Origin of the sequence: Paracoccus sediminis (genome assembly GCF_900188295.1) — a bacterium.
Lineage (GTDB): Bacteria > Pseudomonadota > Alphaproteobacteria > Rhodobacterales > Rhodobacteraceae > Paracoccus > Paracoccus sediminis.
Map to the genome: position 1 here is coordinate 194,997 of NZ_FZNM01000003.1, position 26,319 is coordinate 221,315.

At 69.0% G+C, this 26,319-nt stretch carries 29 protein-coding genes and 1 pseudogene; 16 read left to right on the plus strand and 14 right to left on the minus strand.

Features of this window, described 5'->3' with window-relative positions; translation table 11 throughout:
* The first annotated feature begins 144 nt into the window (after nt 1-144).
* Together greA and CHB77_RS06390 are read left to right on the plus strand one after the other, a co-directional pair.
* Nucleotides 145-615 carry a transcription elongation factor GreA gene (gene greA / locus CHB77_RS06385; RefSeq protein WP_089387348.1) on the plus strand — a complete coding sequence of 157 codons (471 nt, stop codon included), beginning with the start codon at nt 145-147 and terminating at the stop codon, nt 613-615.
* 6 nt (nt 616-621) lie between these two features.
* Nucleotides 622-1,554 (plus strand): hypothetical protein, encoded by a 933-nt coding sequence (locus tag CHB77_RS06390; RefSeq protein ID WP_131023319.1) that lies wholly within the window; start codon nt 622-624, stop codon nt 1,552-1,554.
* A 10-nt stretch (nt 1,555-1,564) separates the two neighbouring features.
* On the opposite strand, the gene CHB77_RS06395 is transcribed toward CHB77_RS06390, so the two are convergent.
* The gene (locus CHB77_RS06395) at nt 1,565-2,047 is read right to left on the minus strand and encodes a GNAT family N-acetyltransferase (RefSeq protein ID WP_165456211.1); all 483 of its coding nucleotides are present in this window, start codon (nt 2,045-2,047) and stop codon (nt 1,565-1,567) included.
* Nucleotides 2,048-2,114: 67 nt separating this feature from the next.
* Between CHB77_RS06395 and CHB77_RS06400 the strand changes: the two genes are divergently transcribed.
* Nucleotides 2,115-2,882 carry an AzlC family ABC transporter permease gene (locus tag CHB77_RS06400; RefSeq protein WP_089387350.1) on the plus strand — a complete coding sequence of 256 codons (768 nt, stop codon included), beginning with the start codon at nt 2,115-2,117 and terminating at the stop codon, nt 2,880-2,882.
* Nucleotides 2,879-3,211 carry an AzlD domain-containing protein gene (locus tag CHB77_RS06405; RefSeq protein WP_089387351.1) on the plus strand — a complete coding sequence of 111 codons (333 nt, stop codon included), beginning with the start codon at nt 2,879-2,881 and terminating at the stop codon, nt 3,209-3,211. Before CHB77_RS06400 ends, CHB77_RS06405 begins: the two co-directional genes overlap by 4 nt.
* Here the strand turns inward: CHB77_RS06405 and CHB77_RS06410 are convergent.
* Genes CHB77_RS06410 through CHB77_RS06425 form a run of 4 tightly spaced genes read right to left on the minus strand, consistent with a single transcriptional unit; the run spans nt 3,199 to nt 6,768 of the window.
* Nucleotides 3,199-3,822 (minus strand): hypothetical protein, encoded by a 624-nt coding sequence (locus CHB77_RS06410; RefSeq protein ID WP_089387352.1) that lies wholly within the window; start codon nt 3,820-3,822, stop codon nt 3,199-3,201. The two genes, CHB77_RS06405 and CHB77_RS06410, sit on opposite strands and share 13 nt — an antisense overlap.
* A 19-nt stretch (nt 3,823-3,841) precedes the next feature.
* A complete protein-coding gene (locus CHB77_RS06415; protein WP_089387353.1) occupies nt 3,842-3,997 on the minus strand; it encodes an aa3-type cytochrome c oxidase subunit IV in 156 nt (51 codons plus the stop codon).
* Nucleotides 3,998-4,051: 54 nt separating this feature from the next.
* The gene (locus CHB77_RS06420; RefSeq protein ID WP_242626550.1) at nt 4,052-5,074 is read right to left on the minus strand and encodes an MBL fold metallo-hydrolase; all 1,023 of its coding nucleotides are present in this window, start codon (nt 5,072-5,074) and stop codon (nt 4,052-4,054) included.
* Nucleotides 5,071-6,768, minus strand: a complete 1,698-nt coding sequence (locus CHB77_RS06425) for an acyl-CoA dehydrogenase (RefSeq protein WP_089387354.1) — start codon at nt 6,766-6,768, stop codon at nt 5,071-5,073. Before CHB77_RS06425 ends, CHB77_RS06420 begins: the two co-directional genes overlap by 4 nt.
* Nucleotides 6,769-6,884: 116 nt before the next feature.
* Between CHB77_RS06425 and CHB77_RS06430 the strand changes: the two genes are divergently transcribed.
* A complete protein-coding gene (locus CHB77_RS06430; protein WP_089387355.1) occupies nt 6,885-7,832 on the plus strand; it encodes an L-threonylcarbamoyladenylate synthase in 948 nt (315 codons plus the stop codon).
* A gap of 358 nt (nt 7,833-8,190) precedes the next feature.
* Here the strand turns inward: CHB77_RS06430 and CHB77_RS06435 are convergent, their stop codons facing one another.
* Nucleotides 8,191-9,618, minus strand: a complete 1,428-nt coding sequence (locus CHB77_RS06435; RefSeq protein ID WP_089387356.1) for a Glu/Leu/Phe/Val family dehydrogenase — start codon at nt 9,616-9,618, stop codon at nt 8,191-8,193.
* Between the two features lie 236 nt (nt 9,619-9,854).
* On the opposite strand from CHB77_RS06435, the gene CHB77_RS06440 reads away from it, so the two are divergent.
* From CHB77_RS06440 to CHB77_RS06455, 4 genes are all read left to right on the plus strand, one after another.
* Nucleotides 9,855-10,505 carry a TetR/AcrR family transcriptional regulator gene (locus CHB77_RS06440; RefSeq protein ID WP_165456212.1) on the plus strand — a complete coding sequence of 217 codons (651 nt, stop codon included), beginning with the start codon at nt 9,855-9,857 and terminating at the stop codon, nt 10,503-10,505.
* Nucleotides 10,506-10,611: 106 nt separating this feature from the next.
* Nucleotides 10,612-10,974 (plus strand): hypothetical protein, encoded by a 363-nt coding sequence (locus CHB77_RS06445; protein WP_089387358.1) that lies wholly within the window; start codon nt 10,612-10,614, stop codon nt 10,972-10,974.
* A gap of 5 nt (nt 10,975-10,979) precedes the next feature.
* The gene (locus CHB77_RS06450) at nt 10,980-11,264 is read left to right on the plus strand and encodes an I78 family peptidase inhibitor (protein WP_242626551.1); all 285 of its coding nucleotides are present in this window, start codon (nt 10,980-10,982) and stop codon (nt 11,262-11,264) included.
* Nucleotides 11,265-11,333: 69 nt separating this feature from the next.
* Nucleotides 11,334-11,669, plus strand: coding sequence for a DUF2794 domain-containing protein (locus tag CHB77_RS06455; RefSeq protein WP_089387609.1), 336 nt, complete (start codon nt 11,334-11,336; stop codon nt 11,667-11,669).
* On the opposite strand, the gene hrpB is transcribed toward CHB77_RS06455, so the two are convergent.
* Nucleotides 11,666-14,128, minus strand: a complete 2,463-nt coding sequence (hrpB, locus tag CHB77_RS06460; protein WP_089387359.1) for an ATP-dependent helicase HrpB — start codon at nt 14,126-14,128, stop codon at nt 11,666-11,668. The genes CHB77_RS06455 and hrpB overlap by 4 nt on opposite strands.
* Nucleotides 14,129-14,240: 112 nt before the next feature.
* Between hrpB and CHB77_RS06465 the strand changes: the two genes are divergently transcribed.
* The 4 genes from CHB77_RS06465 to nagA are packed head-to-tail and all read left to right on the plus strand — an operon-like array spanning nt 14,241 to nt 18,650.
* The gene (locus CHB77_RS06465; RefSeq protein ID WP_089387360.1) at nt 14,241-15,608 is read left to right on the plus strand and encodes a YcjX family GTP-binding protein; all 1,368 of its coding nucleotides are present in this window, start codon (nt 14,241-14,243) and stop codon (nt 15,606-15,608) included.
* Entirely contained in the window at nt 15,605-16,666 is a 1,062-nt protein-coding gene (locus CHB77_RS06470; RefSeq protein ID WP_089387361.1) for a YcjF family protein, read from the plus strand. Before CHB77_RS06465 ends, CHB77_RS06470 begins: the two co-directional genes overlap by 4 nt.
* 26 nt (nt 16,667-16,692) lie before the next feature.
* The gene (locus tag CHB77_RS06475; RefSeq protein ID WP_089387362.1) at nt 16,693-17,529 is read left to right on the plus strand and encodes a glucosamine kinase nucleotide-binding domain-containing protein; all 837 of its coding nucleotides are present in this window, start codon (nt 16,693-16,695) and stop codon (nt 17,527-17,529) included.
* On the plus strand, nt 17,526-18,650 hold the full coding sequence (gene nagA / locus CHB77_RS06480) for an N-acetylglucosamine-6-phosphate deacetylase (RefSeq protein WP_089387363.1): 1,125 nt from the start codon (nt 17,526-17,528) through the stop codon (nt 18,648-18,650). Before CHB77_RS06475 ends, nagA begins: the two co-directional genes overlap by 4 nt.
* Here the strand turns inward: nagA and ilvD are convergent.
* The 6 genes and pseudogenes from ilvD to CHB77_RS06510 all read right to left on the minus strand — a co-directional run bounded on the left by ilvD (nt 18,637) and on the right by CHB77_RS06510 (nt 23,815).
* A complete protein-coding gene (ilvD, locus tag CHB77_RS06485; RefSeq protein ID WP_089387364.1) occupies nt 18,637-20,475 on the minus strand; it encodes a dihydroxy-acid dehydratase in 1,839 nt (612 codons plus the stop codon). The genes nagA and ilvD overlap by 14 nt on opposite strands.
* Nucleotides 20,476-20,567: 92 nt before the next feature.
* Nucleotides 20,568-20,882 (minus strand): DMT family transporter, encoded by a 315-nt coding sequence (locus CHB77_RS06490; protein ID WP_089387365.1) that lies wholly within the window; start codon nt 20,880-20,882, stop codon nt 20,568-20,570.
* A 91-nt stretch (nt 20,883-20,973) separates the two neighbouring features.
* Nucleotides 20,974-21,354, minus strand: a pseudogene (locus CHB77_RS06495) (pyridoxamine 5'-phosphate oxidase family protein); the annotation flags it as partial.
* Between the two features lie 165 nt (nt 21,355-21,519).
* Complete coding sequence (locus CHB77_RS06500; protein WP_089387610.1) at nt 21,520-22,716, minus strand: UbiH/UbiF family hydroxylase; 1,197 nt, start codon at nt 22,714-22,716, stop codon at nt 21,520-21,522.
* A gap of 90 nt (nt 22,717-22,806) precedes the next feature.
* Complete coding sequence (locus tag CHB77_RS06505; protein ID WP_089387367.1) at nt 22,807-22,992, minus strand: hypothetical protein; 186 nt, start codon at nt 22,990-22,992, stop codon at nt 22,807-22,809.
* A gap of 52 nt (nt 22,993-23,044) precedes the next feature.
* Entirely contained in the window at nt 23,045-23,815 is a 771-nt protein-coding gene (locus CHB77_RS06510) for a pyrimidine 5'-nucleotidase (protein ID WP_341273554.1), read from the minus strand.
* On the opposite strand from CHB77_RS06510, the gene CHB77_RS06515 reads away from it, so the two are divergent.
* The 3 genes from CHB77_RS06515 to CHB77_RS06525 are packed head-to-tail and all read left to right on the plus strand — an operon-like array spanning nt 23,803 to nt 25,707.
* Entirely contained in the window at nt 23,803-24,429 is a 627-nt protein-coding gene (locus tag CHB77_RS06515) for a GntR family transcriptional regulator (protein ID WP_089387369.1), read from the plus strand. The genes CHB77_RS06510 and CHB77_RS06515 overlap by 13 nt on opposite strands.
* Nucleotides 24,430-24,472: 43 nt before the next feature.
* Nucleotides 24,473-25,057 (plus strand): DNA-3-methyladenine glycosylase family protein, encoded by a 585-nt coding sequence (locus tag CHB77_RS06520; RefSeq protein WP_089387611.1) that lies wholly within the window; start codon nt 24,473-24,475, stop codon nt 25,055-25,057.
* Nucleotides 25,054-25,707: an alpha/beta hydrolase gene (locus tag CHB77_RS06525; protein ID WP_089387370.1), complete on the plus strand. Its 654-nt coding sequence runs from the start codon at nt 25,054-25,056 to the stop codon at nt 25,705-25,707. The genes CHB77_RS06520 and CHB77_RS06525 overlap by 4 nt, the downstream gene beginning before the upstream one ends.
* Here the strand turns inward: CHB77_RS06525 and CHB77_RS06530 are convergent, their stop codons facing one another.
* Complete coding sequence (locus tag CHB77_RS06530) at nt 25,708-26,145, minus strand: VOC family protein (protein ID WP_089387371.1); 438 nt, start codon at nt 26,143-26,145, stop codon at nt 25,708-25,710.
* Nucleotides 26,146-26,319: the final 174 nt, after the last annotated feature.

Sequence of the window (26,319 nt, forward strand, 5' to 3'; positions counted from 1 at the left end):
CATGAGCCTTGCGGCCGGGGTTGCCAAGATGCGGCAAATCAGGGCAGGCTGCCGACACAAAGGCCGCGCCCCTGCCAGTCGAATGGCGGGGGCGTTGCCTTAGCACGGCACCGACAACCGCATCCCGCAAAGGACAGGGCAGCGATGGACAAGATTCCGATGACCCGCAGCGGCTTTGCCGCACTGGAACGCGAACTGGGCGATCTGAAGTCCAAGGAACGCCCGGCCATCATCCGCCAGATCGCCGAGGCGCGTGAACACGGCGATCTGTCGGAAAATGCCGAATACCACGCCGCCCGCGAAAAGCAGGGCTTCATCGAAGGCCGCATCAAGGAACTGGAATCGATCCTTTCGCGGGCCGAACAGATCGACACGTCCAAGCTGTCGGGATCGGTCAAGTTCGGCGCCGTCGTCAATCTGGTGGACGAGGACACCGACGAGGAACGCACCTATCAGATCGTCGGCGAGGCCGAGGCCGACATCGAACGCGGCCTTCTGAACATGCGGTCCCCCCTGGCGCGCGCGCTGATCGGCAAGGATGTCGGCGACAGCGTCGAGGTGACGACGCCCGGCGGGCAGCGCAGCTATGAAATCCTTGCGATCCGCTACGAGTAGGAAACGATGTCATTGATTGCACGGATCGCCACTCTGGCGCAGCGGGACACGATCACCGCGACGGGCCTGGCCCTCGGCGGGATCTGGCTGTTCCTGGTCGCGCTGTTCTGGCTGCTGGCGCCGGCAGGGGATGGCCCGGCTGGCGGCGTGGCCCGGCTGGCGGTAATCGCGGGCATGATCCTGCCCCTGGCGCTGATCTGGCTGGCGGTCAAGACGGCCCGCGCCATCGCCGTTCTGCGGGCAGAGGCCGAAGATCTGCGTTCCCGCCTGATCCAGTTGCGCGACATGACCGGCACACGCGGCGCTCCCCCGCCCCGTGCGATGCCCGAACCCGAGGTCATCGGCGAACCTGATCCGCAGCCGCGTACCGTGGTGCCCGCTGCCGTTCCGCCGACGCCCCGTCCCGCCCCTCGGGCCATGGCCAGCAACCGTCAGCCGGCGATGCGCACCGATGACCCGGCCCCGGTTCCGGTGGATTCCGACACGCTGATCCAGGCGCTGAACTTTCCCGACGGTCCCGATGATACGCTGGCCATCGCCGCCCTGCGCCGTGCGCTTCAGGACAGCGACCATGCCCGCGTGCTGCGGGCGGCGCAGGATGTGGTCACGCTGCTGGCCGGGCAGGATCTGTACATGGACGATCTGTCCCCCGTCCCTGCTTCTCCTGCCGTCTGGCGCCGGTTCGCGGACGGGTCGCGGGGCGACGCGGTGGCGCGGCTTGGCGGCATCCACGACGCCGCGGCCTTGGATACCGCCACAGCCCTGGTGCAGCGGGACGAGATTTTCCGCGACACCGCCCATCATTTCCTGCGCCACTTCGACACCATGCTGACCCGGCACCTGCCGCAGATGGACGATGCGCAGATCGCCGCCCTGGCCGAAACCCGGACGGCCCGCGCCTTCATGCTGCTGGGCCGGATCGCCGGGATATTCGGCTGACCGCAGTCGTTCAGAGGGGTCGGCGCAGGATCGCCACCGGCCCGGACCAGGGCCAGCCGAAATCGCCCCGGCCAATCTCGGCAAAGCCGGTGGCGGCATAGAATGCCATGGCGGGACGGTTGCGCAGTTCGACCTCGGCGCGCAGGGCCGGGCGGCCGGCGCGGCGCGCCACCCGCGCCGCGGCATCCAGAAGCGCCCGGCCGGTGCCATGGCGCAATCGGTCCACGACGATCCCGTCGATGACCAGATCGCCGGTAGGCGGCGCGGGCCGGAACAGCAACCGGGCCAGGACCGGGGGGCGGGACAGCAGCCCGCCCTCGTGATCGCGAAACCCGGCAACGCCCGCCACCGATCCGCCCGGCCCGATCGCGGCGATGCCGTGGCTGGCGCGGATCGGGGGCGACGGCCCCCGCAGGGGTGGCGCAAAGGCCCCCCACCACAGGCGGGCGGCACCCGCCAGATGCCGGTCGGGAATTGGCGTGGCGATCTGCACCGGTCTTGCCTTCCGATTGCGCGTCATGCAACGAAGGTGCCGCGATCCGGTCCGAAACGAAAGCCCCATGTCCCCGACCCCAGAACCCCGCCCCGCGCCCCGGCAGCCGCGTGCCGATGACGGTCCCGCCCGCACCGTGCGCGAAATGTTCATGCGCGGGGCCACCCGGTCGCTGCCGTTTCTGATCGTGATGATCCCCTTTTCGGTCCTGTTCGGCGTCGTCGCGACCGAGGCGGGACTGGACGTGGCGCAGGTGATGGGCTTTTCGGTGCTGGTTCTGGCGGGCGCGTCGCAGTTCACCGCGGTGCAGCTTTTGTCCGACAACGCGTCGGTCATCATCGTGATCCTGTCCTGTCTGGCGGTGAACCTGCGCATGGCGATGTATTCGGCGTCGCTGGTCCCCTGGCTGCGCGGGGCGACGGGTCCGCAAAAGGCTTGGATCGCCTATGCCCTGGTCGATCAAAGCTATGCCATGTCGATCCAGGAATACGAGGCGCACCCCCGCCTGCCCCTGGCGCAGCGGCTGGCGTTCTTTGCGGGCGTCGCGGTGGTGGTCTGCCTTCCCTGGATGATCGGATCCGGCTTGGGGGCGACGGCGGGCCGGGCCATCCCCGACGACATTGCCCTGGATTTCGCCATGCCGATCACCTTTCTGGCGATGATCGCACCGATGCTGCGCACGCCCGCGCATCTGGCCGCCTGCTTTGTCGCGGTCGCGGGATCGCTGGTGCTGGCCGGCCTGCCGTCCGGGCTTGGGCTGCTGATCGCGGCGCCCGTGGGCATGGCGACCGGCGCCTTTGTCGAAGCCTGGTCGGAACACAGGATGCGGGCATGAACGCGCATGTTTCCGATCCGACGGTCTGGCTGGTCATCGTGGTGCTGGGCATCGGCACCTTTCTGATCCGCTGGTCGTTCCTGGGGGCGCTTGGAAGCCGGGATCTGCCGTCCTGGGTGATGCGGATGCTGCGTTACACGCCGGTTGCCGTGTTGCCCGCCCTGGTCGCGCCATTGGTGGTCTGGCCCGCCGCGACCGGGGGCCAGCTTGATCCGGCGCGGATGGCCGCGGCCGGCGTCACGGTGGCGGTGGGCCTGTGGTCGCGCAGCATGATCGGCGCGATCCTTGCGGGCGCGATCACCCTGTTTGCCATGCTTTACATGTCGTAACCGACGATCTGCCCGTTCTTCTGGCGCAGCAGCACGTCGTGGTTGTTGGCCGGATCGCCGTCCATGTGACGCTTGGACTGGACATTCGGCAGGGTCAGGAACCACCGGCGCAGCCGGATCGGGCTGAAGCCGGTCGGCGCGCCCTCGAACCCCGGCACCTTTCGCAGTGCCTGCCCCGAATTCACCGCGCAAAAGCTTTTGGGCGATGCGCCCTGCGATTCCACCGCCCGGATCGCCGCATCGGCGACCTCTCGGCTGACGAAGACGGTATCCTCGGCCACCCAATAAGTGCTGCGGGCGTGATAATCGATGTAGAAATTCTTGAAGTTGTCGGTGATCCCGTACAGCACGTCGTTGCGTTCGGGAATGCGCGGATGCTGCCAGCTTCCCGCCGGGTCATAGATCACCCTCTGGCTTCCGTTTATCAAGATCCCGGTATGGCCGCCTTCCCCCCGCGGAATGCCGATCACCGTCAACAGCGCGATCGAGGGCGGTTCGGACGAGACGTATCGGGCGGCACGAACCTCGGCGTCGGTGGCCCAGATGCTCTGGGCGCCGCAGGCGGACAGGGCGGCAGGCAGCGCAGCCGCCAGGAAAACGCGTCTTTTCATGGAATCGTTGCCCGCCGGATCAGCTGTTGACCAAGGCCATGAAAATCAGCACCAGGATCGACAGGATCGCCGTCCAGGTCGCGAACCGGATGAACCCGGCAAAGGTCCGCTGCTGTTCGCTGATGTCCATGGTGCCGACCTTGTGTTCGGTGATCTCGTGGTGGTGCGTGGCCATTCGCCGTTTCTCCTGTCCGGTTTATCCTTGCGATAGCCGAAACCGCCTGCTCTGTCACGCCCCCCACAGCACCGCGTCACCCTGTTGTCCCGCCATCGTGATCCGGCCACGGTGGCGCAGGTGGTTCACATGGGCCACGGCCTCGACCAGGGCCAGGCCGAATTCGCCCGCGCCGATGGGCCGCCTGAACAGGATGTCGAAACAGCCGACCGCCGTGCGCGGACCGTCCCGCAGCGCCGCCACCATCCGGTCAAGCGCGTTTCGATGGTTGCCGATCAACTGGTGCAGCCGCGTGGGCAGGCCGGTAAAGGGCAGCTTGTGGCCTGGCAGGACGCAATGGCGCGTTTCCGCCAGGGCCAGCATCCGGACGCAGCTTTCCAGCCATTCGCCGACCGGATCGGCGTCGGGTTCGGTCGGATAGACCCCCAGGTTCGGGGAAATCGAGGGCAGCAACTGGTCGCCCCCGATCACCAGATCGTCATCCAGCGACCAGAAGGTCGCATGGCAGGGCGCATGTCCGTGGCCCATGGCGACCCGCCAGCGCCGGTTGCCGAACGCGACCTGCTGGCCGTCGCTCAGGCGCGTGAAGCCCAAGGGCAGCGGATGGACCACATCGGCGAAGTTGAAGGGCCGTTCCGTCGCGCGCCGTTCCAGCAGGTCGTCCGGCATCCCCGCCCGGCGCCAGAAGGCCAGCGATTCGGGGGGCGCATGGTCCTGACGATCCAAAACCAGCATCCGCGCCGTCAGCCAGGCGGTGCGGCTGATCCACAGGCCAGCCCCGTCGCGGTCCATGAACCAGCCCGCAAGGCCGATATGGTCGGGATGGTGATGCGTGCCGATCACGCGGCGGACCGGCCTGCCGCCCAGCGGTCCCGCCCGAAGCGCGGCCCAGATCTCTCGGCTGGCGGGCGTGTCGAAGCCGGTATCGACCAGCGTCCAGCCGTCGCCGTCGTCAAGCGCATAGACGTTGACGTGGTCAAGGGCCATCGGCAGCGGCAGGCGCATCCACAACACGCCCGGCGCGACCGTCACCGCCTGACCCGGATCCGGCGGCGTGTCGAACGGATAGGCGATCACGCCGCGAAATCGCCCGCCAGCGCCGCGTCGCTGATGCCGGTCAGGTCGTCCAGGCCCGCCACCGCCTCGGCCAGGTCGGAGGCATGGCGCGGCAGAACGCGGGCCATGAAGACCCGCGCCAAGGCCAGATGCTGATCGCCCCCGGCCTGCACGGCGCGCAGGTGGTACAGCCCCCCCAGCACCCGCGCAAAAGCGGTCAGATAAGGCATCGCGCCCGCGAACCGCACCGGCAGGTCGCGGTCCAGCAGGGTGTGGGTGGCCTCGCGCAGCGTTTCGGCGGCCTGCCAGACCTGATTGGCCATCCGCGGATGGTCCCCTTGCGCGGCCTTGGCGCCGTCTTCGATCTCGTCCAGCAGGCGCAGGGCGGCGTCGCCGCCGTCCGCCAGCTTGCGGCCGACCAGATCCATGGCCTGGATGCCGTTGGTGCCTTCATAGATCGGCGTGATGCGCACATCGCGCAGGTACTGGGCCGCGCCCGTTTCCTCGACATAGCCCATGCCGCCATGGACCTGCACGCCCATGTCGGCCACGCGGCAGCCGACATCGGTGCCGTAAGCCTTGGCGATGGGCGTCAGGAAGGCCGCGCGGGCGGCGTGGACCGGATCGTCGGTGGCCCGTTCCAGATCGATGGCCGTGGCACAGGCCAGGCCGATGGCGCGGGCGGCGAACACCTCGGCCCGCGCGGTGGCCAGCATCCGGCGCACGTCGGGGTGCCCGATGATCGGTCCCATCTGGTTGCGGTCGGCGGCATAGGCCACCGCCTGCTGCAACGCGGCCTCGGCCACGCCGACACCCTGCATCCCGACGCCCAGCCGGGCCACGTTCATCATGGTGAACATGGCGGCCATGCCCTTGTGCTCGTCGCCGACCAGCCAGCCCGTCGCACCCTCGAAGGACAGAACGCAGGTCGGGCTGCCGTGGATTCCCAGCTTTTCTTCCAGGCTGACGACCTTGAGGCTGTTGGCGATGCCCGGCCTGCCGTCGTCGTCGGGCAGGAATTTCGGCACCATGAACAGGCTGATGCCGCGCGTGCCCTTGGGCGCGCCGGGCAGCCGCGCCAGGACCAGATGGCAGACATTCCCGGTCACGTCGCTGTCGCCCCAGGTGATGAAGATCTTTTGCCCCGTCACGCGCCAGGTGCCGTCGCCCTGCGGTTCCGCCCTGGTCACAAGCGCGCCCACGTCGCTGCCCGCGCCCGGTTCGGTCAGGTTCATCGTGCCCGACCATTCGCCGGAAATCAGCTTGGGCAGGCACAGCGCCTTCAGGTCGTCGCTGGCGTGATGTTCCAGCGCCTCGATCTGGCCCTGGGTCAGCAGCGGGTTCAGCTGCAACGCCAGGCAGGCGCCCGACATCATCTCGGCCACGGCCATGTTCAGCGCCTGCGGCAGGCCCATGCCGCCGTGTTCCGGGTTCGCGGCCAGCCCGACCCAGCCGCCTTCGGCGATGGCGCGGAACCCCTCTGCGTAGCCCGGCGAGGATCGGACACGGCCGTTTTCCAGCACCGCCGGATGGTCGTCGCCCGCACGGTTCAACGGCGCCAGCACGTTCGTCGCCAGCTTGCCTGCCTCGGCCAGGATGGCGGATGCGGTATCCGGCGTCGCCTCGGCAAATCGATCCGTGCGGGACACGTCGGAAAACGGCACCACATGGTTCAGGATAAACTCGATCTGCGCGACCGGCGCGGTATAGCCCATCTGGTCCCCCCTCCCTTCGCGCCTTGGCAATCGGCCCCGGCGCACCTATGACAATCGCTGTTCCGGGCCATCTTACGGGGCTGCGGACAAGGCTCAACCAAAACCCGGCGTCACGAATGCACACCGAAAGATTGTCGCCCGACGACAGCGGCCTGGCCCGCGCCGCCAGCCTGCTGGCAAGAGGCCAGGTCGTGGCGATCCCGACCGAGACGGTCTATGGCCTGGCGGGCGACGCGCGCGACGGGCAGGCGGTCGCGCGCATATACGAAGCCAAGGGCCGCCCGTCCTTCAACCCGCTGATCGTGCATGTCGCCGATGGGAACGCCGCCCGCGCCATCGCGGACATGACACCGCAGGCCGAGGCCCTGGCCGCCGCCTTCTGGCCCGGCGCCTTGACCCTGGTGCTGCCGCTGCGCGCGAACGCCGGAATCGCGTCCCTGGTCACGGCGGGACTGTCCACCATCGCGCTCCGCATCCCCGCCCATCCGGTGGCCCAGGCGCTGCTGCGCCGGACCGGCCCGCTGGCCGCGCCATCCGCCAACGCCTCGGGCCGGATCAGCCCGACACGCGCGGATCATGTGCTGGACCCCGACGGCGGGCTGGACGGGCGCATCGGTGCCGTGCTGGACGCCGGCCCTTGCCCGGTCGGGCTGGAATCCACCATCGTCGGCTGGCCTGATGGCCGCGCGGCCCTGTTGCGTCCCGGCGGCCTTCCGGCCGAGGCGATTGCCGACGTTCTGGGCCAACCGCTTGCGGATCACCATGCCGATCCAGCCGTTCCGAACGCACCGGGCCAGTTGACCAGCCACTATGCCCCGAACGCCGTCCTGCGCCTGAACGCGGACAGCCCTGCCCCCGGCGAAACCCATATCGCCTTCGGCGCCCCCGGTCCGTTCACCCTGACCGAAACGGGCGATCTGGCCCAGGCCGCCGCCCGATTGTTCGACACGCTGCGCCGCGCCGACCGCCTGGGCCATCCCATCGCCGTGGCGCCGATCCCCGACCACGGTCTTGGCGCCGCGATCAACGACCGCCTGCGCCGCGCCGCCGCCCCTCGGGACTGATCCCCACGTCCGGGGCCTTTGGCCCTGGAAAGATATCCCGTGGGGGTCCGAAGAACGGCGGCGGATATCAGTCCTGGGTCCAGACAAGGCGTTCAGGCCCTGGGTAAATCCGGCACAACCGCAGCCGATCGCCTGCTGTGTCAGGACCGGACCAAGGACCGGCCGATCAAGATCGTGACCGACCGCCTCTGGGGCCAATCACGACCGAAAAACGTGCGGCCCAAGACGCGAAACGGGAACCAAATCCGTCCCGATTCCCCTGGTCCGTTGATTTTTCGTCAGCGCCGTTTCCCATATCTTCACGAAACGGCTAGTCTTGCGCCAAAAGCATCACACATTCCGTGACCTCCAGCCGCCCCTACAACCCCAGCGACCCATAGACGTTGGAAATCCGCCGGATCGCCACGACATAGCCCGCGGTCCGCATGTCATCGACCCTGGGGTTCGACATCCACACCTCTTTCATCTTCTTGAACGCCTCGCGCATGGTGTCGTCCAAGCCCGACCGGACCAGATCCAGTTCGTCCGCGCCGTGCAGGAACGCGTCCTTGAAGCCCGCCGCCAGCTTGAAGTTGGTTCCCGTGTCGGCCGAAATCCGCTCCAGCTCCTCGACCAGCATCCGGGCGCGGGCCTCCTCGTGGCGGCGCTCCAGACGGCCGAGGCTGATCTGGGACAGGTTCTTGACCCATTCGAAATAGCTGACCGTCACGCCGCCCGCGTTGGCGTACATGTCGGGGATGATGACCACGCCCTTGCGTTTCAGGATCGCGTCGGCATCGGCGGTGACGGGGCCGTTCGCGGCCTCGATAATCAGCTTGCAGCGGATACGGTCGGCGTTTTCCGCGTGGATCACGCTTTCGACCGCCGCCGGTATCAGGATGTCGCAGTCGTCTTCCAGCGCGGCCAGGCCGTTTTCCCGGTGATCCCCGCCGGCAAAGCCCTTGATGCCGCCGGTCGCGCGGATATGGCCGCGCAGCGCGTCGATGTTGATGCCGTTGGGGTTGCGGATCGCGCCGTCGCGTTCGATCACGCAGGTCACAAGGGCCTTGTCCTCGGCCGACAGGAACTGCGCCGCGTGATAGCCCACATTGCCCAGGCCCTGCACGATCACCCGCTTGCCCGCAAGCGTCCCCTCCAGCCCGGCCTTCTTCATCACGTCGTCGTGGCGGAAGAACTCGCGCAGCGCGTATTGCACGCCCCGGCCCGTGGCCTCGACCCGACCGTCGATGCCGCCCGCGTGGCGCGGCTTTCCGGTGACGCAGGCCTTGGCGTTGATGTCGTCGGGATGCAGCCGTTTATAGGCGTCGGCCATCCAGGCCATCTCGCGTTCGCCGGTGCCCATGTCGGGCGCGGGCACGTTCTGGCTGGGCGAGATCAGGTTGCGCCGCGACAATTCATAGGTAAAGCGGCGGGTGACGCGTTCCAGCTCGTCCTCGTTCCAGGCGCGGGGATCGATGCACAATCCGCCCTTGGACCCGCCGAACGGCACCTCGACCAGCGCGCATTTATAGGTCATCAGCGCGGCCAGCGCCTCGACCTCGTCCTGGGTCACGTCCAGCGAATAGCGGATGCCGCCCTTGACCGGCTCCATGTGTTCGGAATGGACGGACCGATAGCCGGTGAAGGTGTGGATCTGCCCGCGCAGGCGCACGCCGAACCGCACCACATAGGTGGAATTGCAAACCCTGATCTTTTCTTCCAGGCCCGGCTGCAAGTCCATCAGGCTTGCCGCATGGGTGAACATCCGTTCGACCGAGTCGCGGAAGGATACATGGGGGATCGTCATTCGCAGCTCCTGCTGATCGCGCCGGCGTTCTTGCCCTGACGACAGGGACGCTACGTCAGCACGGGCGCGGGTGCCAAGGCATATCTGAACAAATGCAAGACATTTCGGGCTGGACCGGACGCGGCGGGATGATGTCATTAAGACACTATCGGCACTTGCCGGGAAACCTGATTGCGCAATCAGGGATTGTATCCTGCCAGCACGGTGGTAGCACAAGCGGGTCGGGATTTAAGACCATGAAGACTCAAACGGTTAGCCAAGGTCGCAAATTCCGTCAGGTGGTCGGTGGCGCCACCGCTGTCTTCCTGCGCGACGGCTTTGCGGGGGCCAGTGTCGATGACATCGCGCGGGAAGCCGGCGTGTCCAAGGCGACCCTCTACAGCTATTTCCCCGACAAGACGCTGATGTTCCAGGAAGCCATGCGGGCCGAGATCGCGCGGCTGGAGGATTCGTTCGCCCTGGACATCGACATCGCGGCCGGACCGGACCGGGGCGTCATGCAGATGCTTGCCCGCATGGCGGCCTGGCTGGTCGATCCGCTGCACCTTGGCCTTTACCGCGTCATGGTCGCCGAGGCGCCGCGCTTTGGCCCCTTGTCGGCCGATTTCCACGCGACCGTGGCCCGCATCCTGTGCGACCGCATCCAGCCCTGTCTGGATCGCTGGGTCGATGTTGGCCTGCTGTCGATCGACGACACCGATCTGGCGGCGGCGCAACTGGTCGCGCTGGCGGGGGCAAGCCTGCGCGATCCGGTGCTGTTGGGACAGCCGCGCGCCGGAACCGACGCCGTCATCCGGGAAACCTCCGCGCAGGCCGCCGACCTGTTCCTGCGTGCCTTTGCCCCGGTCCGGCATCACACGATGGGCCGCAGGAGCGGCACCCGCTGATGCAAACGTGAGGATCGTTGCGCCTTCTCAAGACCCTGCGCCGTCTGTATCATCCGATCCGAACCCCGCGACAGACGGGCACCGCCGAGGGAAAGACAGCTTGACCATGAAGACGACCACGTTCCTGTTGCCGCTGATCGCGACCGTCGCCCTGACTTCGGGCTGCATGGCGCCGGCGCCCATGCCGGTCCCGGTCCCCGAACCGGCGCCCGTCGCCTATGCGCCGCCCGCGCCGGAACCCGCGCTGGGCGTGTCTGGCCTGACCGAACGCAAACCCGACCTGTGCGGCGCCCGCCGCGACCACGCCTCGGCCATCGGCCAGCCCGGCAGCGTGATCCCGACGCTGGGCATCGCCAAGGATTACCGGGTGGTCGAATACCGCGGCATCGAGCCCCAGGAATACGACCCCAACCGGATCGTGTTCCGCCTGGATGCGGCGGGCATCATCACGAACGTCGATTGCGGATGAACCTCATGACCCTGCGACCCCTGCTTCTTGGACTGACCGCCATCGCGGCCCTTGCCGCCTGCGAGCCGATGCCCGTCGAACCCCTGCCGGTGGAACCGCCGGACGATTGCCGGGCCTCGGCCTATCAAGGGCTGGTGGGCCAGCCGATCACCGTCCTGACGGCGATGACCTTTCCCATCGGCACCCGCCAGATCGGCCCGGACGATGCGGTCACATCGGATTACCGGCCCGACCGGCTGAACATCGAATACGGCCGCACCGCCCGGATCGAGAAGGTCAGCTGCTATTGACCCGACAGGGCGGCGGACGCCGCCCTTTTCCGCATTGATTTGCCGGCGGCGGACTGTCACCATCCCGCCATGATAAATGCCAGCCCGCCGTTTGGGGCCGACCCCGATCGCGTCGTCTTCGACCGGACCGAACTGTCGCTGATCCTGGCCGTTTATGGCCGCTTCGTCGCGGCAGGCGAATGGCGCGACTATGCCATGTCCTTTCTGCGCGATGCGGCGGTCTTCAGCGTCTTTCGCCGGGCGACCGAACATCCCCTGTACCGGATCGAAAAGCGGCCCCGCCTGCGCGCGGCCCAAGGCGCATATGCGGTGATCGGCCTGGACGGACGGATCCTGAAGCGCGGTCACGACCTGGCCCAGGTGCTGCGGGTGCTGGACAAGCCCCTGATCCGGCCCGTGGACTAGGTGCCGCGCGGCTTGGCCCGCGTGGTGGGATTTGCCTGGCGCGGGTCTTCCGGCCAAGGGTGGCGAGGATAGCGCCCGCGCATGTCCTTGCGCACCTCGGCATAGCTCGAAGCCCAGAACCCCGGCAGGTCCGTCGTGACCTGGACAGGCTTGCCCCCCGGCGATAGCAGGCTGATCCGCAAGGGCCGCCCGGCCACGGCGGGATGGCGCGTCACGCCGAACAGTTCCTGCAAGCGCACCTCGATGGACGGCTGTTCGTGGTCGTAATCGATGGGCACCCTGCGCCCCAGGGGCGTCACGAAATGCGCGGGCGCCTCGCGGTCCAACCGCTGCTGCCCGTCCCAGCCGATCCGCGTCTTCAGCGGCTCGGTCAGATCCAGCGCGCGCAGATCGGCCAGGGTCCGGGCACGCCCCAGCCAGGGCAGCAGCCAGTCCGTATCCGCCAGCAGGGCCGCATCGTCCACCGCCCCCAGATCCGGCAGCAGCGCGATCCGCGCCCGCAGCCGGGCGGCACCCGGAGTCCAGGGCAGCCCGTCCAGCCGCAAACCCTCCAGCGCGGCCCGCGCCACCGCGTCGGGCGGCACGTCGGGCCAGGCGCGATCCGACAAAACCAACGCCGCCAGCCGTTCCTGCACGCGGGCCAGCACCCGCCCCTCGCGCCGGGACCAGTCGCAGACCTCGACCGTCTCGATCCGGCCGCCATGCAGGCCGCGCAGATCGGCCTCGCTCAACCGCGCGGCCATGCGGATGCGCGCCTCGCCCACGCCTCCGTCCAGATCGGCGGCCACGATCAGACGCTGTCCGGCCAGCGGGTCGCCCGCATCCATTACGGCCCCCTTGCCGCCCGACAGGACGTATCGCGGATCGTCACCCTTGCGCCGCAACCCGATCCGGTCGGGATAGGCCAGCGACACGACGCCGCCCGGTTCTTCTTCACGCAAATATCCTCGGGGGGGATCGGGGGGGCAGACAGCCCCCCCGCCATCGCGGGACGCAACAAGCCGCCGCAGCCGGGACGCCTCGCCCTGGATCTGCTGGACCACCACCCGGTTCACCTCGTGCGGATGCCGGGCCGCAAATCCCCTGGGATCGCGCAACGCCGCCAGCCGCAACGCCAGATCGACCGGCGCGCCGCGCAGGGGATCGCGGTTCGACAGCAGCGCGGCGATGTCCGCCGCATCCGGCCCGGCTCGCATCAGCATATGGGCCAGACGCGGATGCAGGGGCAGCCGGGCCAGGGCGCGGCCATGATCGGTGATCGCCCCCGACGCGTCCAATGCCTCCAGCGCGCGCAGCAGGGCGCGCGCCTCGGCCAGCGGCGCTTCGGGCGGGGGGGACAGAAAGGCCAGATCGCCCGGAGCCGCGCCCCACGCCGCCAATTCCAGCGCCAGACCCGCCAGATCCGCCACGACGATTTCCGGAGGAGCGAAGGCGGGCAGCGCGCCTTCCTCGGCCTTGGCCCACATGCGATAACAGATGCCCGGCGCCACGCGGCCGGCGCGTCCACGGCGCTGATCGGCCTCGGCCCGGCTGACGCGTTCCGTCACAAGCCGCGGCATTCCCGACCCCGGATCGAACCGCGCCCGGCGCGCCCGGCCCGCATCCACGACCACCCGCACCGCGGGAATCGTCAAAGACGTCTCGGCGATCGCCGTCGCCAGCACGATCCGCCGCCGTTCGCCCGGTGGCGCCAGTGCCGCCCGCTGCGCCTTGGCGTCCAGCGCGCCATACAGCGGCAGCACCTCGCAGGCATCGCCAAGCCGGGCCATCACCCGCCGGATCTCGCCCTCGCCCGGCAGAAAAGCCAGAACCGTGCCGCCGGTGTCGCGCGTCTCGGCCTCGGCCTGGGCGATCAGGCGCGCGGCCTCGTCGACCAGGCGCCCGCCTGCGGGCAGGGGCCGGGGCAGCCAGCGGGTCTCGACCGGAAAGGCGCGGCCTTCGGACCGGATCACGGGCGCGTCGTCCAGCAGGGCCGCCACGGGTTCGGCGTCAAGCGTCGCCGACATCACCACGACCGCTAGATCCTCGCGCAACGCGCCGCGCGCCTCCCATACCAAGGCCAGGCCCAGATCCGCATTCAAACTGCGTTCGTGGAATTCGTCGAAGATCACGCAGCCGATGCCGTCAAGGCCGGGGTCGGACTGGATCATCCGCGTCAGGATCCCTTCGGTCACGACCTCGATCCGGCTGCCCGGCACGCTTTCGCCGCGCATCCGGTATCCGATGCGCGCGCCCACCCTTTCGCCCAATTGCTCGGCCAGGCGTTCGGCTGCGGCGCGGGCGGCCAGCCGGCGCGGCTCCAGCATGACGATTCTGCCCGCCACCCGGTCCAGCAACGCCAGCGGCACCCGCGTGGTCTTGCCCGCACCCGGCGGGGCGACCAGCACGGCGCAGCCCCGCGCGGCCAGCGCCTCGCACAGCGCGGGCAGAACATCGTCGATAGGCAACCGATCCAGCATCCCTGCGTTATGTCGCAACGGCGGGCCAAGCGGAACCCCGGCCCGCCGCCCTATTCAAACCCGGCGCCACGACCTATCTTCCGGCAAAGACATACAGAAACAGGCAGGCGGCATGGGCATCGGCAGCATCTTGATGGCAGGCATCGGTCTGGGCGATCCGATGATCCGGCTGGGCGTCACGGGGCTGTCGCGGGCGGGCAAGACGGTGTTCATCACCTCGCTGGTGGCAAACCTGATGGACCGGGGGCGGATGCATGCCCTGCGCGCTGCGGCCGACGGCAGCCTCAAGGCCGCATGGCTGCAACCGCAGCCCGACGACACCGTGCCGCGCTTCGATTTCGAACGCCATCTGGCCGCCCTGACCGGCCCGGATCCGCATTGGCCCGACGGCACCCGCCATGTCAGCCAGTTGCGCCTGTCGCTGCGTCTGGACGGCCGGGGCCTGTTCGGGGGCCTGACGGGCCCGCGCACCCTGCATCTGGATATCGTCGATTATCCGGGCGAATGGCTGCTGGACCTGCGGTTGATGGAACGGAGTTTCGCCGAATGGTCGGCCGAGGTGTTGGACCGCATGGACGGGCGCCCCGGCGCGGCGGACTATGCCGCCGCTCTGGCAGGTTTGGACGGCGACCGTTTCGATGAACCGACCGCCCAGCGTCTTGCCGAAACCTACACCGCCCATCTGCACGCCGCGCGCGAGGCCGGCTGGTCCGACTGCACCCCCGGCCGCTTCCTGATCCCCGGAGAGATGGAGGGATCCCCCGCCCTGACCTTTGCCCCCCTGCCCGCGTCCTTCGCCGAAGGGCGGCTGCACAAGGAATTCCGCCGCCGCTTCGACGCCTACAAGTCGCGGGTGGTCAAGCCGTTCTTCCGGGATCACTTCGCCCGCATCGACCGGCAGGTGGTGCTGGTCGATGTGCTGGGCGCCATCCATCAAGGCCCGCGCGCGGTCGAGGACATGCGCCGGGCCATGGCCGACATCCTGACCGCCTTCCGCCCCGGCCGCGCGGGCTGGCTGGCGCAATTGCTGGGCACGCGGCGGGTCGAACGCATCCTGTTCGCCGCCACCAAGGCCGACCACCTGCACCATGTCCAGCACAACCGCCTGACCGCGATCCTGTCGGCCATGCTGCGCGAGGCCCGCGACCGCGCCGATTTCAGCGGCGCCCGGACCGAGGCCATGTCCATCGCAGCCCTGCGCGCCACGACCGAGGACGTGATCCGCCAGGACGGCGCCGAACTGCCCGCCGTGCGCGGGCGCCTGTTGGACGGGCGGCAGGCGGCCTTTTATCCGGGCGAACTGCCCGCCGATCCTGCCGCGCTGCTGCATCCGGCGCGCGACGGCGCGCCCGACTGGCTGGACGGCGATTACGCCATCATGAACTTCGCCCCCGCCCCCATGACCGCCCGTCCCGGCGATGGCCCGCCCCATATCCGGCTGGACCGCGCCGCCGAATTCCTGATCGGAGACCGGCTGTGACCGACACCCCCCCCCGGCGCGGCCCCGTGCTGATCGAACTCGACGCGCCCGCCGCGGCCGAGCCTCGTCTCGCCCCCGCGACCGAGGCGCGGGACGACACCCTGAACCCCGCCGACGCCCCGCCCATCGACGCAGCAGACCCCATTCTGCCGCGTCCCCGCACTATGGAGATGGTGACGCGTCTGGTGGGCCGCCCGCCGTCGCGCCTGACGCGGTTCTTCCTCAATTCCGGCGTGGCGCTGTTCACGTTCCTGCTGTCCATCGCCGCGCTGAATTTCATCGACAACCTGCTGACCCGCTATCCGGTCCTGGGCTGGATCGGGATCGCGCTGTTCGCGCTGTTCACGCTGGCGGCGCTTGGGATGGCTTGGCGCGAATACCGGGCCTGGGCGCGGTTCGCGCGCATTGACGCCATCCAGCGGCAGGCGGGCGCGGCCCTTGCCGACGACAGCATGGACCGTGCGCGCACCGTGACCGACGACCTGCTGGCGCTGTATCGCGACCGTCCCGAAATGGAATGGCGCCGAAAGCGGCTGGCGGACAACCGCGGCGACGCCTTTGACGCGCGCACCCTGCTGACCATGGCGGAAACCGAACTGCTGGCCCAGCTGGACCAGGACGCCCGCCGGGAAATCGAGGCCGCCGCCCGCACCGTCGCCGCCGCCACCGCGCTGATTCCGCTGGCGCTTGCCGATGTCGCCGCGGCCCTGGCCGCCAATCTGCGGATGATCCGCCGCATGGCCGAGATCTATGGCGGCCGCGCGGGCGCTGTTGGCGGCTGGCGGCTGGCGCGCACGGTCATCACCCATCTGGTCGCGACCGGCGCAGTTGCGGCGGGCGACGACCTGATCCACACCGTCGCGGGCGGCGGCGTGCTGGCCAAGGTTTCCCGTCGCTTTGGTGAGGGCGTGGTGAACGGCGCGCTGACCGCCCGTGTCGGCATCGCCGCGATGGAGGTCTGCCGCCCCCTGCCCTTTCTGGCCCAGCCCCGCCCCAAGGTCGGCAATCTGCTGACACGGGGGCTTCGCGGGTTGTTCGGGTCCGATGATCGCGGCTAGAACAGCCGCGTGACAAGGGGCGGGGCATGGCGTTCTTTCTGGGAATCGACGGCGGCGGCACGGGATGCCGCGCGGCGCTGGCGGATGCGGACGGCCGGATCATCGGCCTGGGCCGGGGCGGCCCCGCCAACATCAACACCGATGCCGAGGCGGCGGCGGTCAGCATCCTGGACGCCACGGCGCAGGCCCTGGACGGCAGCGGCGCCGATCCCCGCGACCTGATCGCCACCCTGGGCCTTGCCGGGGGCACGATGTCGGCGGCTGCGGACCGTCTGGCGCTGCTTTTGCCCTTTGCCCGGATGCAGATCGTCAACGACGCCGTGACCGCCGCGCGCGGAGCCTTGGGGACGGATGACGGCATCCTTGCGGCGATCGGCACCGGATCGGTGTTCGCGGTGCAGCGCGGCGGCGTCTTGCGCCAGCTCGGCGGGCGCGGCTTTCTGATGGGGGACGAGGGATCGGGCGCAGTGATGGGCCGGGCGTTGTTGTCGCTGGCGATGCGGGCCAGGGACGGGTTCGCATGTCTGACGCCGCTGCTGGAACGGGTGCTGGACGATCATGGCGGAATTGAGGGGATCATCGGTTTCGGCAACACCGCCCGCCCGGCTGAATTCGCGATGATGGCACAGCATATCGTCGGGTCCGACGATCCCGCGGCACGGCTGGTCTTTGATGCCGCCGTGGCCGAGGTGCGCCATATCCTGACCGTCCTGCAAGCCGATGCTCCGCTGCCCGTGGTCTTTGTGGGCGGGCTTGGCCCGGCCTATGCGGCGCGGTTGACGGACTGGCCCCAGCGTCCCGCGCTTGGATCGGGCGTGGACGGCGCACTGCTGATGGCGCGGCAGATGGCGGGGGCGGCATGACGGTCCTTGCCCCGGTGCGGATCTTCGACGGCCGGCGGTTCCTGACGGGTCATGCCGTGGTGATCGAGGGCGACCGCATCGCGGCGGTTCTGCCCGTGGCCAAGGCTGGTCCCGGCCTGCGGCTGGACGGGACGCTCGCCCCCGCTTTCCTGGATTTGCAGGTGAATGGCGGCGGCGGGCTGATGGTGGGCGGCGACACGGACATGGCCGCGTTGCGCCATATTTGCGCCACGCATCAGCGGCTTGGCTGCGCGGGGGTGCTGCCGACCCTTATCACCGACACGCCCGACGCCACGGCGGCGATCATTGCCGCAGGCATCCGGGCGGTGGGCACGCCGGGCTTTCTGGGCTTGCATCTGGAAGGCCCGCATCTGGACCCCCGCCGCCCTGGCGCCCACGATCCGGCCCTGATCCGGCCCATGAATGCGGACGACCTCTCGCGGCTGTGCGATGCCGCCCGCGCCCTGCCGGTGCTGATGGTGACGCTGGCCCCCGAATCCGCGACCCCCGACCAGATCGCCGCGCTGTCCCGCGCGGGCGCCATCGTCAGCCTGGGTCACTCCGATTGCGACTATGATACGGCCCGTGCGGCCTTTGCCGCAGGTGCCCGCTGCGCCACCCATCTGTTCAACGCCATGAGCCAGATGGGCCACCGCGCCCCCGGCCTGGTCGGCGCGGTTCTTGCCGGGAATGCCCAGGCCGGGCTGATCGCGGATGCCGTTCATGTCCACCCGGCGGCGATGCGCGCGGCCCTGTCGGCGCGGCCCGAAGGAATTTTCCTGGTCACGGACTGCATGGGCTTCGCAGGCACCGACCTGACCGAGATGACCTTGCAAGGCAGCCAGATCCTCCGCCGCGACGGGCGGCTGACCTTGGCCGACGGCACCCTGGCCGGGGCGGACCTGCGCATGGACCGCGCCATCCGGGTTCTGGTGGATCAAGCCGGGATCGCCCCCGAACAGGCGCTGGCCATGGCCACATGGGAACCGGCGCGCGCCGTAGGTCTGTCCGATGAATACGGCGCGCTGCGGGCAGGCCGGCGCGCCGATCTGGTGCTTCTGGACGATAATCTGGCCCTGCAATCCGTGTGGATCGCAGGCCGGCCGGTCATTCCGGGATGACGCGCACTGCGCCGCGCGACGCACTGGTGGTCAGCGCGGCATAGGCCCGCAGCGCGGTCGTGATCTTGCGCTGGCGCGGCTTGGCGGGTTTCCAGCCAAGCGCCTCGCGCTGCGCACGCCGCGCTGCCAGCGTCGCGTCGTCCACGTCCAGGTGGATCACCCGGTTCGGAATGTCGATGCGGATCGTGTCGCCCTGTTCCACCAGGCCGATGGTGCCGCCCTCGGCCGCCTCGGGCGAGACATGGCCGATCGACAGCCCCGACGATCCGCCCGAAAACCGGCCATCGGTCACAAGCGCGCAGGCCTTGCCCAGGCCCTTGGATTTCAGATAGCTGGTCGGATACAGCATTTCCTGCATCCCCGGCCCGCCGCGCGGCCCTTCGTACCGGATCAGCACGATTTCCCCCGGCTTGACCTTGCCGGTCAGGATCGCGGACACGGAATCGTCCTGGCTTTCAAAGATATGCGCGGTGCCGGTAAAGGTCAGGATGGATTCGTCCACGCCCGCCGTCTTCACGATGCAGCCGTCCTCGGCCAGGTTGCCATACAGCACCGCCAGACCGCCATCCTGCGAAAACGCGTGTTCCGCCGTGCGGATCACCCCGCCCGCGCGGTCCGTGTCCACATCGTCATAGCGGCGGTCCTGAGAGAACGCCGTCTGCGTGGGCACCCCCCCCGGCGCGGCGCGGTAAAAATCGTGGACCGATGCCGCATCGGTGCGCATCACGTCCCAGCGGTCCAGCGCCTCGGCCAGCGACCGGGCATGGACGCTGCCCACATTCGTATGCAGCAGCCCGGCCCGGTCCAGCTCGCCCAGGATGCCCATGATGCCGCCCGCGCGATGGACATCCTCCATATGCACGTCGGATTTCGCGGGCGCGACCTTGCACAGCACCGGCACGCGGCGCGACAGGCGGTCGATATCGGACATGGTGAAGTCGATGCCGCCCTCGTGCGCAGCGGCCAGCAGGTGCAGCACCGTGTTGGTCGATCCGCCCATGGCGATGTCCAGCGTCATCGCGTTCTCGAACGCCTCGAAGCTGGCGATGGAGCGGGGCAGGACGCTGGCGTCGTCCCCTTCATAATACCGCCGGGCCAGATCGACGATCAGGTGGCCCGCCTCGACGAACAGGCGCTTGCGGTCGGCATGGGTCGCCAGCGTCGAGCCGTTGCCGGGCAGCGCAAGGCCCAGCGCCTCGGTCAGGCAGTTCATGGAATTGGCGGTGAACATGCCCGAACACGACCCGCAGGTCGGGCAGGCGGATCGTTCGATCACTTCGACATCCGCATCCGACACACTGTCGTCGGCGGCGGCGACCATGGCGTCGACCAGATCCAGCGCCTTGACGCGGCCGTCCTGCAACACGACCTTGCCGGCCTCCATCGGGCCGCCCGAAACGAACACGACCGGAATGTTCAGCCGCAGCGCGGCCATCAGCATCCCCGGCGTGATCTTGTCGCAGTTGGAAATGCAGACCATCGCATCGGCGCAATGGGCGTTGACCATGTATTCGACGGAATCCGCGATGATTTCGCGCGATGGCAACGAATACAGCATCCCGTCATGGCCCATGGCGATGCCGTCGTCGACCGCGATGGTGTTGAATTCCTTGGCGATGCCGCCCGCGGCCTCGACCTCTCGGGCGACCATCTGGCCCAGATCCTTCAGGTGGACATGGCCCGGCACGAACTGGGTGAAGCTGTTGACGACCGCGATGATCGGCTTGCCGAAATCGCTGTCCTTCACCCCGGTCGCGCGCCACAGACCGCGCGCGCCCGCCATGTTGCGGCCGTGGGTGGTGGTGCGGGAACGATAGGCGGGCATGGCGGAGACTCCTTTGGCTGGGACGGGGTTTATCACCGACGGGGGCCAAAGGAAATTGCCGAATGCGTGCGCCCTCGGTTCGTTTCCGTTTGTCAGGACGCCAGTTTCATCGTGATGATTCCCGCAACGATCAGTCCCGCGGCCAGAAGGCGCATTGGGGTGACGACCTCTCCAAACAGCACGATCCCCACGATGAACGCCCCCACCGCGCCGATACCCACCCAGACGGTATAGGAGGTGCCCAGGGGCAGCGCGCGCATGGCGATGGCCAGCAGCCAGAACGAGGCGATCATGCCGACGACCATGATGCCGGTGGGCCAAAGGCGCGTGAAGCCTGCGGATTGCTTCATCGCGGTGGCCCAGACGATTTCCAGAAGACCGGCCAGAACAAGATAGAACCAGGCCATGACGACCCCCATGCCTGCCGGGCCGTCCCGGCGCAGATGTCCATGATGGAGAGGTCGTCCCCTGGCCCCTGCCATAACAAGGGCCAGCCTGTCAGTCCAGCCTGTCCACCTTGGCGTTCTCGACAAGTTCGGTCCTGGCGCCCATCAGGCGTTCGGCCAGCATCTTGGCGCCCGAGATCAGCAGATTGCTGCCGTCCCACAATTCGGCCGCCGTGGGCCGGACGACGATCACGCGCAGGTCGGGATTGTCGGGCGACTTAAAAAAGGTCGCATCGCTGAACCGCCAGACCTCGCGCGCCTTTTCGGGATCGTGACGGACCTCGGCCGTGCCGTTGATGACCACATAATCGTTGGCGCGCTCATCCGAAAAGGCCAGCGTCACGTTGGGGTTCGCGCTGATCTGGTCCAGCTTGCAGCCCTGACGGTCGGTCAGGACATAGATCGCCCCTTCGTCGCGGCGCACACGCGCATAGACGGGGCGGACCCGCTAGCCGTCGCCGTCGCAGGTCACGAACATGCAGGGATCCAGCGTGTCGGCGATGGTCCAGATACGGTCGATCACGTCGGGATCAGGCATGGGTTCCTCCGGTAGGGTGCCGATGACGGCGAACGCATGGCCGGGGGCGATGTTCCGCCCTCAGCGCATCCCCAGCCCGGCGCGCATCATCAGGCGGCGCAGCGGCGCGATGCCGTAAAGCCCGCCCAGCGCCGCCGCGCGCAGGTCGCGCAGCGGACGGCTGCCCGCCTGGCTGGCGCGGTTCAGCGCGTCGATGCCCAGCAGGCGGGCATAGGCCTCGGGGCGGCGGGTGCGGTCATAGGCGGCAAGGCCCGCCGCCACGCCCGGATCGTCGCCCGACAGGTCGATCAGGGCGGACAGGTCGGCCAGGCTCATGTTCAGCCCCTGCGCGCCGATGGGGGGGACGACATGGGCGGCCTCGGCGATCAGGGCGGTTCGGGGACCGGCGAAACGGTCGGCGATCTGGCTGACGATGGGCCATTGCGTCAGGCGCGTGGCCTGCGTCAGGCGGCCCAGCACCCCGGCGGACCGGGCGTTCAGCTCCGCCTCGAACGCCTCGGGGGGAAGGGCGGCAAGGCGGGCGACCTCGCGTCCGTTTTCCATCCAGACGACCGCCGAACAGGGCTTGCCGTCGCGGTCGGGCAGCGGCACCAGCGTGAACGGCCCGCCCGACCGATGCACCTCGGTCGAGACATTGCCATGCGGCACGTCATGGGTGACCGCGAACGCCAGCGCCTTCTGGCCATAGCGGAAGGTGCGCGCGCCGATGCCAAGGGCATGGCGCACCGGCGACCCGCGCCCGTCCGCGCCGACCAGCAGGCGGGCCTGGACCCGGCGGCCGTCGGTCAGCGTGACAATGGCGCCGCTGTCGCGCGTCACCACGCCCGCCGTGCCGATGCCGGGTTGGAACCGGACATCGGGCATGTCGGCCAGCCGGGCCAGGATTTCGCGCCGCAGCAGCCAGTTGGGCAGGTTCCAGCCAAAAGGCTGGTCGCCGATTTCCGCCGCGTCGAAATCGCGGATCAGCCGGGCCCGCGGGGTGGTCCCCCCGGCATCGACGATGCGCATGACCTGCAAGGGCGTGGCATGGGGCAAAAGCCCGTCCCACAAGCCGATGCGCCGCAGCAGCGCGACCGAGGGTGTCAGAAAGGCCGTGGTGCGCAGGTCGGCGCCGTCGGCCGATTCATCCGTCACCGGCGGGGCGGGATCGACGCACAGGGTCGAAAACCCCTGCGCGCCGAAGGCCGCCGCCGTGACCAGTCCGGCGATGCCACCGCCCGATACCAGAATGTCGATCCGTTCGATGTCGCCCGCCATCATCGCGCTTTCCTGTGCGTCGCCCGGATCATAGGCCCGCTGACGCTGCCCGCCAGATGCGGCGATGTCGCAGGCCACGATTTGCAGGCCTCAGTTTCCGGCCGTGAAGACCAGCATGACGGCAAAGAACGCCGCCGTCATGGCAAGGCCCAGCAGCCCCAGCGCGGGAAGGCCGAAGACCGCGACGGCCAGAACGGCGATCAGGACAAGGACCAGCAGCACGGACAGGATGCGGATGGTCTGGCGGTTGCCGCTTTTGTCGGCGGTATGGGTCATGGGACACCTGTTCGGAAAAAGGGGCGCGCGTCCGGCGCCCATTGTGGCGCGATCATCCGTCGGGGGCAATCCGGCGCAGGAACCCCGTCAGGTCGTGGATGTGGTGATCGACATGGGCGGGCACGGCGCCCGTCATCGCGTCCGGCCCGTGCCGCCCCGGCCCCACCAGAACCGTGCGCATTCCCAGATCGTGCGGAACCGCCAGGTTGCGGGGATCATCCTCGAAGAAGGCGGCGCGGGCGGGGTCGATCCCTGCGGCCTCGATCACGATGCGGAACGCCTCGGGCGCGGGCTTGGGGTGGAACTGCGTTTCGGCGATGCCATAGATCGCCTCGAACAGCGGCGCGGGGACATCGGCGTCCACCAGCCCCAGACCGCGCGCGCGCAGAACCTTGGCCGCATAGGCCGCGTCGGCGTTGGTGTGGATCAGCTTGCGCCCCGGCAGGGCGGCGATGGCCGCAGCCAGATCAGGGGCGGCCAGCAGCGGCGCAAGGTCGATGTCGTGCACCTCGTCCAGATAGGCCACCGGGTCGATGGCATGTTCGGCCATCAGCCCGGCCAGCGTGGTGCCATGGCGCGCCCACCAGTCGCGCCGCATCCGGTCGGCGGCGTCGCGTTCGACCGACAGGGTGCGCATCACGTAATCGGTCATCCGCGATTCGATCTGCGGGAACAGCGCCATTTCGGGCGGATACAGCGTGTTGTCCAGATCGAAGATCCAGGTGTCGACATGCGCGAAATCCATCCCTGCCCGATAAACCGTCAACAGTCCGCTTGCAATCGCCCCCGCCCCGGCCAATCGTGCGGCCCATGAAAGACGCATATTCCCTGATCCTGGCGGCCATCGAATCCGGCACCTATCGCCCCGGCGACCGGCTGGTCGAATCGGAACTGGCCGAACGGTTCGGCGTGTCCCGGACCCCCGTGCGCGAGGCCCTGCAACGGCTGGAAACGCAACAGATGCTGGTCCGCGACGGACGCAGCCTGATCGTGGCGTCCCTGGACCACAACCAGCTGGCCGAACTGTACACCGTGCGCGCGGAGCTTGAGGCCCTGGCCGCCCGCCTGGCCGCCCGCCACGCCACCCCCGAGGAGGTGCGCGTCCTGGCGCAGATGGTGGCCGACGACCAGCGCGCGGTGCGCGACCCCGAGGCCCTGGCGCGGGCCAACAAGCGGTTCCACCACCAGATCCACCTGGCGTCCCACAACCGCTATCTGGTCCAGCAGCTGGATCTGGTGCATCGCAGCATGGCGCTGATGGCGCGCACATCACTGGCGGCCGAGGGACGCAGCGAAACCGCCTTGGCCGAGCACCGGCGCATCGTCGATGCCATCGCGGCGGGCGACGGAACGGCGGCGGACCGCGCGCTGCGGCAGCATATCTCGATGGCATGGGAAACGCGGCTGAAGCTGGAGGCGGCTGCGGATCGTGACTGACGCGCCGCGCCTGATCGAGACGGACGGCGACCTGGCCGAGGGGATGGCCCATCTGGCATCGGTCTGTCCCGTGTGGGCGCGGGTCGCGCCCGATCTTGGCCCCCTGCCCCATCTGCGCCGCCCCGAAGGCTTTGCGGCCCTTGCGGATGCGGTCGTGGCCCAACTGATTTCCGTGGCGGCGGCCGACACGATCAGCACCCGGATCCGGGCGGCGGGCCTGATGTCGCCCGAGGCCATCGGGGCGGCGTCCGAGGATGCGCTGCGCGCCACCGGCCTGTCGCGGCCCAAGATCCGCTATCTGAAGGGGATCGCGGCCGCTGGGCTGGACTGGGACCGTCTGCGCGCCCTGCCGGACGATCAGGCGATCGACACCCTGACAGCCCTGCCCGGCATCGGGCTGTGGACCGCCGAGATCTATCTGAAACTGGCGCTTGGCCGGCCCGATGTCTTCGCGGCAGGCGACCTGGCGTTGCAGGAAGGCGCGCGGATGCTGTACGGGCTGGACGCCCGCCCCACCGCCGCCGCCCTGCGCCGCATGGCCGAACCCTGGCGGCCCTGGCGGGCGGTTGCGGCGCGCGGGCTGTGGGCCTATTACCTGCGGGTCAAAGGCCGCGAGGGAATGCGATGACCGTTCTGAAATCCGCCCGCAAGGGTCCATCCAAGGCCGATGCGGTCGTGGTGTTCCTGCACGGCTATGGCGCCGACGGGGCCGACCTGCTGGGCCTGGCCGATCCGCTGGCGCCGCACCTGCCGGGCGTGGCGTTCCACGCCCCCGATGCCCTGGAACGCAGCGTCAACAATCCCTTCGGATACCAGTGGTTTCCGATCCCCTGGCTGGACGGATCGACCGAGGCGCAGGCCAAGGAATCCATGGACCGGTCCATCGGCCTGCTGAACACCTGGCTGGACACGGTGCTGGCGGACGAAGGCCTGACGCCCGACCGGATGGTCGTGGTGGGCTTTTCGCAGGGCACGATGATGGCGCTGCACGTCCTGCCGCGCCGGGACCAGCCGGTCGCCGGGATCATCGGCTTTTCCGGCCGGTTGCTGACCCCCGACCTGCTGGCGGCCGAGGCGCGCGTCAAGCCGCCGGTCCTGCTGCTGCACGGCGACCAGGATCCGATGGTGCCGTTCGCCGACATGACGGTGGCGGGCGAAGCCTTGAAGGCTGCGGGCTTCACCGTTTATGGCCATGTGATGAAGGGCACCGGGCACGGGATTTCCCCCGACGGTCTGTCGGTCGCGCTCAGTTTCCTCAAGGATCGGTTGGGGAAATAATCAGCCCCAGATCGCCGGGTCGGCCAGTTCGATGGAATTGCCGGCCGGATCGCGGACATAGATCGACCGGGCGCCGTTCGGCCAATGGAAATCGGCCTCGATGACGATGCCCCGTGCGGTCAGATGGTCGCGCCAGTGGTCCATCTCGGCTGCGGGCACGGCCAGACAGAAATGCCCCGGCCCGCGCGCGCCATGCGGGGGAACGGGCAGCCTGGCATCGGGCCGGGGCGGTTGTTCGGTGGCAGCAGGGTTGAACACCAGCAGCACCTGCATCGGCGCCACGCGAAAGAAGACGTGCCGCCCCGGCGCGGTCTGGAACGGTTCCAACCCCATCACATCGCGCCAGAAGGCCAGCGCCGCATCAAGATCATCCGCATAAAGCGCGGATTCCAATGTGCCCAGCGCAGGTGGGGCGGCGGTGGGGACGGCGGTTGTCATGAACCGCAGCCTGCCAGCGGCGCGCGCGGACGGCAACCGTCATGGCCCTGTCATCCCGCAGGATTATCCCATCCAGGGAACGGATAGATCCGGGGGCTTGCCAGATGCCGGGCACGATATATAGTCGTTGTCACGGATCTGACGGGCGCCCCGGTCCACCCTTGGGGGCCAAGC